Origin of the sequence: Streptomyces albidochromogenes (assembly GCF_005981925.1) — a bacterium.
Lineage (GTDB): Bacteria > Actinomycetota > Actinomycetes > Streptomycetales > Streptomycetaceae > Streptomyces > Streptomyces albidochromogenes.
Window position 1 is genome coordinate 1 of sequence record NZ_VBVX01000339.1, and the last position, 6,664, is coordinate 6,664.

Sequence of the window (6,664 nt, forward strand, 5' to 3'; positions counted from 1 at the left end):
GTGGGGGCCTCGTCGGGGCCCGGCGTTCGCGGTGGGTCCGGCGGGCCGGGATCGTCGTGGCCGTGGCCTCGGTGGTCGTCGGCGCGGCGTTCGGCGTGCAAGGGCTGGTCGGCGGCGGCCCGTCCGGGGCGGCGCCCGCCGTGGAGAAGCGGAGCGCGGTCGCGCAGGCGCGGCCCTGGGACGTGCCGCTGCGGGCCGGCGCGGGGGGCAGTGCGCCGGTCTGCTCGTACGCGGGCGGCTCCCTGTACTGCAGCGCCCGGGGCGTCAAGGCCGCCCGGCTGAGCCCGGCGGACGGCCGGGTCGGCTGGTCGAAGAAGGCGGCCGGCGCCTCCCGTACCTCCTTCGACGACAGCGCACCCGTCCTCGCCGGCGGGCTTCTGCAGGTCGTGCCGCCCGGCGGGGACCGGCTGGAGGCCCTGGATCCGCGCACCGGCGACCGGCGCTGGAGCGTGGACGTGTCCGGCGGCCCCCTCGTCCTGCACACGGCGCGATCGGTACTGCTGGCGAGCCCGGACGGCACCGTACGGGCCGTCGACAACAGCTCCGGCAGGACGCGCTGGACCCGCCACCACGGCGGCACCGGCTCCCTGTGGGCCGCCTCGCCCGGTCGCGCCGGGACCTTGTTCGCCGCCACCCCGTCGCAGGACGGTACGTCCACCACGATCGCCGCGCTCGACCCCGGCAGCGGCGAGGCGCTGTGGGAGCAGCGGCTGGACGGGATGCTGAACCCGTTCGCCGCCTCGGACGGCGCTCTGTTCCTGCTGGCCGACGACACCGACGGCCTGACGCGAGCGGTCGTCCGCCTCGACACCCGCGCCCGCACGGCCCGCCGCGTCCCGCTCGTGACGCCGCTCGACCAGGCACAGGCCACGGTGCGGGGGGACACGGCGTACCTCTTCGGCGTCAACGGCTCCCTGGTCGCGGTCGACACGGGCCGTACGGGCAGCCCCAAGGAGGCGCAGCGCTGGCGCCTTGAGACGTCGGTCAGCCGCGCCTCACGGCCGGTGGCGACGGCGGAGCGCGTCTACCTGTCGGCGGCGGACGGGCGGCTGCTGGCGGTCGACGCCGCCGACGGCAGGCTGCTGGGCCAGACCGCGCCCCGCATGGGCACGGGGCGGTACACCTTCACGCCGACGCTTCCCGCCCCCGTGGCCGCCGGGGGCCAGGTGTTCGCGACCGCGCCCGACGGGTCGGTGTTCGCGGTGGCGGACGAGGATCCGGCGCGCTGGTGAAACGGCGGCGGGCGGGACCGGGCGTGTGCCCCGTCCCGCCCGCCGCGAAGACCGGCCGGGCTCAGCCCAGCTTGCTGATGTCGCGCACCGCGCCCTTGTCCGCGCTGGTCGCCATCGCGGCGTACGCGCGCAGGGCCTGCGAGACCTTGCGTTCACGGTTCTTCGGCGCGTACACGCCGCCGAGGGCCTCGCGGCGGGCCGCCAGGTCCTCGTCCGCGACGAGGAGTTCGATCGTGCGGTTCGGGATGTCGATGCGGATGCGGTCGCCGTCCTCGACGAGCGCGATCGTGCCGCCGGACGCCGCCTCCGGGGAGGCGTGGCCGATGGACAGGCCCGACGTACCGCCCGAGAAACGGCCGTCCGTGACGAGCGCGCAGGTCTTGCCGAGGCCGCGGCCCTTGAGGAACGACGTCGGGTAGAGCATCTCCTGCATGCCGGGGCCGCCGCGCGGGCCCTCGTAGCGGATGACGACGACGTCGCCCTCCTTGATCTCCTTGCGCAGGATCTTGTCGACGGCCTCGTCCTGCGACTCGCAGACGACCGCCGGGCCCTCGAAGGTCCAGATCGACTCGTCGACGCCCGCGGTCTTCACGACGCAGCCGTCGACGGCGAGGTTGCCCTTGAGGACGGCCAGGCCGCCGTCCTTGGAGTACGCGTGCTCGACCGACCGGATGCAGCCGCCCTCGGCGTCCGTGTCCAGGGTGTCCCAGCGCTCGGACTGAGAGAAGGCGGTCGCGGAGCGGACGCAGCCGGGCGCCGCGTGCCACAGCTCGACGGCCTCGGCGGACGGCGAGCCGCCGCGCACGTCCCACGTCTTCAGCCACTCGGCGAGGGTCGCGGAGTGGACGGTGTGCACGTCCTCGTTCAGCAGGCCGCCGCGGTAGAGCTCACCGAGGATGGCGGGGATGCCGCCGGCCCGGTGGACGTCCTCCATGTAGTACGTGCCGCCGGGCGCCACGTTCGGGGCGACCTTGGCCAGGCACGGGACGCGCCGCGAGACCTCGTCCATGTCGTCGAGGCCGAAGTCCAGCTCCGCCTCCTGGGCGGCGGCCAGCAGGTGCAGGATCGTGTTGGTGGAGCCGCCCATCGCGATGTCGAGCGCCATGGCGTTCTCGAAGGCGGCGCGGGTGGCGATGTTGCGCGGCAGGACGGTGTGGTCGTCCTGCTCGTAGTGGCGCCTGGTGATGTCGACGATCGTGCGGCCGGCGTTCTCGTACAGCGCCTTGCGGGCGGTGTGCGTGGCGAGGACCGAGCCGTTGCCGGGCAGGGCCAGGCCGATGGCCTCGGCGAGGCAGTTCATCGAGTTGGCGGTGAACATGCCGGAACAGGAGCCGCAGGTCGGACAGGCGTTCTCCTCGATACGGAGGATGTCCGCGTCCGAGATCTTGTCGTTGACCGCGTCGGAGATCGCGTCGACCAGGTCGAGCTTGCGGACGGTGCCGTCGACCAGGGTGGCCTTGCCGGCCTCCATCGGACCGCCGGAGACGAAGATCGTGGGGATGTTGAGGCGCAGCGCGGCCATCAGCATGCCCGGCGTGATCTTGTCGCAGTTCGAGATGCAGATCAGTGCGTCCGCGCAGTGCGCCTCGACCATGTACTCGACCGAGTCGGCGATCAGGTCGCGGGAGGGCAGGGAGTACAGCATTCCGCCGTGGCCCATGGCGATGCCGTCGTCGACCGCGATCGTGTTGAACTCACGCGGGACGGCTCCCGCGGCCAGGATGGCGTCGGAGACGATCCGGCCGACCGGCGCGAGGTGCGTGTGCCCCGGAACGAACTCGGTGAAGGAGTTCGCGACCGCGATGATCGGCTTGCCGATGTCCGCGCTCGCTACTCCCGACGCCCGCATAAGGGCGCGCGCGCCCGCCATGTTGCGGCCGTGGGTGACTGTGCGGGACCTCAGCTCGGGCATCGTCGCTCGCTCCTTAGGCAGTGGGACGCAGATGGGACGTACGAGGCTTACTCACGAGAGTAACTTCGAGCGTACGCCTCGGATCCACGATCTGGACAAACAGTCCGATATGCGGGACGGGCCGCTCGTTCCCCGGTCACGCCTCCCACGGCCCTTGGGCAGAGCGCCGGTCCGTGCCGCGCGGCGTGCCGGGGGTCACGCCTCCGTCAGGTACCGCTGGAGCGTCGGGGCGACCATCGCGACGATCCGCTCGGGGTCGGCCGAGGCCAGTGGCTCCGTCTTCACGACGTAGCGCAGGATCGCGATCCCCACCATGTGCGAGGCCGCCAGCTCGGCCCGGAACGTGGGATCCGGTACGTCGAGCTCCGCCGCCACCCGCTCCAGCAGCCGCCGCAGCACGAAGGTCCGCAGCACCTTCGCCGCCGTCTCGTTCGTCAGTGCGGAGCGGACGATCGCCAGGAGCGGGGCCCTGGTCGCCGGGTTCTCCCATACGTCGATGATGTAGCGGGCCAGCCGCTCGCCGATGCCGTCCGTGCCGCCCTGGCCGAGGACCGCGGGCACCACCAGGGCCGGCTCGAAGGAGATCTCGATGGCGGCCGCGAAGACGTCGTCCTTGGTGCCGAAGTAGTGGTGGACGAGCGCCGCGTCGACGCCCGCCGCCTTCGCGATGCCGCGCATCGACGTCTTGTCGTAGCCGCGCTCCGCGAACTCGTCGCGGGCCGCCTGGAGGATGCGCTCGCGGGCGCCGGGGCCGGCGTCCTCGGGCGAGCGGCGCGGGCGGCCGCGGCGGCGGGGTCCGGGCGTCGTACCCCCGTCCTGTGCGCCGTCCGTACCGCTCACTGCTGCGACACCCGGGACGCCAGGTGCAGCCGGGTGAAGGCGAGGGCCTCCGCCAGGTCGGCCTCGCGTTCGGCGGACGACATGGCGCGGCGCGTATTGACCTCGATGACCACATGGCCGTCGAAGCCGTTCAGGGCGAGGCGCTCCAGGAGTTCGGCGCAGGGCTGGGTGCCGCGCCCCGGCACCAGGTGCTCGTCCTTCGCCGACCCCTTGCCGTCCGCGAGGTGGACGTGCCCGAGCCGGTCGCCCATCCGGTCGACCATGGCCATCGTGTCGGTGCGGGCGGTCGCGGTGTGCGACAGGTCGACGGTGAAGTGCCGGTAGTCGTCCTTGGTCACGTCCCACTCGGGGGCGTACGCCAGCATCTCGCGGTCCTTGTAGCGCCACGGGTACATGTTCTCGACGGCGAACCGCACGTCCGTCTCGTCCGCCATCCGCCAGATCCCGTCGACGAAGTCGCGGGCGTACTGCCGCTGCCAGCGAAAGGGCGGGTGGACGACGACGGCCGAGGCGCCGAGCTTCTCTGCGGCCGCCTGCGCCCGCCGCAGCTTCGTCCACGGATCGGTCGTCCAGACGCGCTGGGTGATCAGCAGACAGGGTGCGTGGACGGCCAGGACCGGGACGCCGTGGTAGTCGGAGAGTCTGCGCAGCGCCTCGATGTCCTGGCTGACGGGATCCGTCCACACCATGACCTCGACACCGTCGTAGCCGAGGCGTGCGGCGATCTCGAAGGCCGTCGCCGTCGACTCCGGGTACACCGACGCCGTGGACAGCGCGACCTTCGCATCAGGGATGCGCACCACTGGTTCTGCCACGAGGGACAGCGTACGGGCCGTCACCGGGTGGGTGTCAGGCGGTCGGCAGATGATCCAGTCGGCGCAGGATCACGCCTTCGCGCAGCGCCCACGGGCATATCTCCAGTGCGTCGACGCCGAAGAGGTCCATCGCCCCCTCCGCCACCAGGGCTCCTGCCAGCAGTTGCGCGGCGCGGCCCTCCGAGACCCCCGGGAGCCCGGCGCGCTGCGACAGCGGCATCGAGGCGAGTTTGGGCACCCACTCCTCCAGCGAACTGCGACTCAGCTCACGCTGCACGTAGGGCCCGTCGGCGGAGCGGGCCGCGCCCGCGATCCTGGCCAGCTGCCGGAACGTCTTGGACGTCGCCACCACGTGGTCAGGGGTACCGAAGCGGGCGAATTCCCCGACCGTACGGGCGATCTCGGCCCGTACGTGGCGGCGCAGCGCCTTCACGTCCTGCTGGTCCGGCGGGTCGCCCGGGAGCCAGCCGGCGGTGAGCCGGCCCGCGCCCAGGGGCAGGGACACCGCCGCGTCGGGCTCCTCGTCCATGCCGTACGCGATCTCCAGGGAGCCGCCGCCGATGTCGAGGACCAGCAGCTTCCCGGCCGACCAGCCGTACCAGCGGCGGGCGGCCAGGAAAGTCAGCCGCGCCTCCTCCGCCCCGCTCAGCACCTGGAGGTCGATGCCGGTCTCGGCGCGGACCCGGGCCAGTACCTCGTCGGCGTTCGTGGCCTCGCGCACGGCGGAGGTCGCGAACGGCAGGACGTCCTCGCAGCCCTTGTCCTCGGCGGCCTGGAGCGCGTCCGCGATGGTCGCCACGAGGCGGTCGACGCCGTGGGCGCCTATCGCCCCGTCCGCGTCGAGGAGCTCGGCGAGGCGGAGCTCGGCCTTGTGCGAGTGGGCGGGCAGGGGGCAGGCGCCGGGGTGCGCGTCGACCACCAGCAGATGAACCGTGTTCGAACCCACGTCGAGGACTCCGAGTCTCATAGGCGGAACGCTACTGCGGCGGCGCGCTTACCCTTGGCCCCGTGTCGAAGACGAAAAAGGCGAAGCCGGGCAAAGCCGAAACACTGAAGCAGCCCAAGCGGCCCAAGACGATCCCCCCCGCCGTGCCGGTCCAGGACGAGAAGGGCGGGCTGGACTTCGCCCGCGCCTGGGTGGAGTTCCCCGATCCCGCCGACGACGAGCAGGTCTTCCGCTGCGACCTGACGTGGCTGACATCACGCTGGAGCTGCATCTTCGGCAGCGGCTGCCAGGGGATCCAGGCGGGCCGCGCGGACGACGGCTGCTGCACGCTGGGGGCGCACTTCTCCGACGAGGACGACGAGAAGCGGGTGGCGGGGCACGTCGCGCGCCTCACCCCCGACGTGTGGCAGTTCCACGGCGTCGGCACGGAGTCGGGCTGGACCCAGACCGACGAGGACGGCGAACGCCAGACGCGGCGCTGGGAGGGCTCGTGCATCTTCCAGAACCGGCCCGGCTTCGCGGGCGGCATGGGGTGCTCGCTGCACATCCTGGCGCTGAAGGAGGGCCGGGAGCCGCTGGAGACGAAGCCGGACGTGTGCTGGCAGCTGCCGGTGCGGCGGACGTACGACTGGATCGACCGGCCCGACGACACGCGTGTCCTGCAGATCTCGATCGGTGAGTACGACCGGCGCGGCTGGGGGCCCGGAGGGCACGACCTGCACTGGTGGTGCACGTCGGCGACGTCCGCTCACGGGGCGGGGGAGCCGGTGTACGTGACGTACGCGCCGGAGCTGACGGAGCTGATGGGGAAGGCGGCGTACGACCGGCTGGTGGAGCTGTGCGAGCAGCGGCTGGCGTCGCTGCTGCCGATGGCTCCGCACCCGGCGGACCCGGCGCCTTTGCCGGGGCGGCCCGGCTG

At 72.7% G+C, this 6,664-nt stretch carries 6 protein-coding genes; 2 read left to right on the top strand and 4 right to left on the bottom strand.

The genetic code is table 11. The annotated features are described in order from the left end of the window. Window positions 1-1,232, top strand: a 1,232-nt coding sequence (locus E2E34_RS29300; RefSeq protein WP_208765369.1) for an outer membrane protein assembly factor BamB family protein, incomplete at its 5' end; no start/stop codon positions are given. A 61-nt stretch (window positions 1,233-1,293) separates the two neighbouring features. Here the strand turns inward: E2E34_RS29300 and ilvD are convergent. From ilvD to E2E34_RS29320, 4 genes are all read right to left on the bottom strand, one after another. Beyond that, window positions 1,294-3,144, bottom strand: coding sequence for a dihydroxy-acid dehydratase (ilvD, locus tag E2E34_RS29305; protein ID WP_138904902.1), 1,851 nt, complete (start codon window positions 3,142-3,144; stop codon window positions 1,294-1,296). A gap of 195 nt (window positions 3,145-3,339) precedes the next feature. After that, window positions 3,340-3,984, bottom strand: coding sequence for a TetR/AcrR family transcriptional regulator (locus E2E34_RS29310; protein ID WP_138904903.1), 645 nt, complete (start codon window positions 3,982-3,984; stop codon window positions 3,340-3,342). Then, window positions 3,981-4,799, bottom strand: coding sequence for a sugar phosphate isomerase/epimerase family protein (locus E2E34_RS29315; protein ID WP_208765370.1), 819 nt, complete (start codon window positions 4,797-4,799; stop codon window positions 3,981-3,983). The genes E2E34_RS29310 and E2E34_RS29315 overlap by 4 nt, the downstream gene beginning before the upstream one ends. Before the next feature lie 34 nt (window positions 4,800-4,833). Continuing rightward, window positions 4,834-5,766 (bottom strand): Ppx/GppA family phosphatase, encoded by a 933-nt coding sequence (locus E2E34_RS29320; protein ID WP_138904904.1) that lies wholly within the window; start codon window positions 5,764-5,766, stop codon window positions 4,834-4,836. 41 nt (window positions 5,767-5,807) lie between these two features. Between E2E34_RS29320 and E2E34_RS29325 the strand changes: the two genes are divergently transcribed. Next, window positions 5,808-6,664: DUF3109 family protein (locus E2E34_RS29325; protein WP_138904905.1), on the top strand; the 857-nt coding region annotated here is incomplete at its 3' end.

Excerpts from the sequence above, each read along its gene's own strand:
- ilvD (WP_138904902.1), bottom strand. The coding sequence starts at position 3,144 with ATGCCCGAGCTGAGGTCCCGCACAGTCACCCACGGCCGCAACATGGCG.
- E2E34_RS29320 (WP_138904904.1), bottom strand. The coding sequence starts at position 5,766 with ATGAGACTCGGAGTCCTCGACGTGGGTTCGAACACGGTTCATCTGCTG.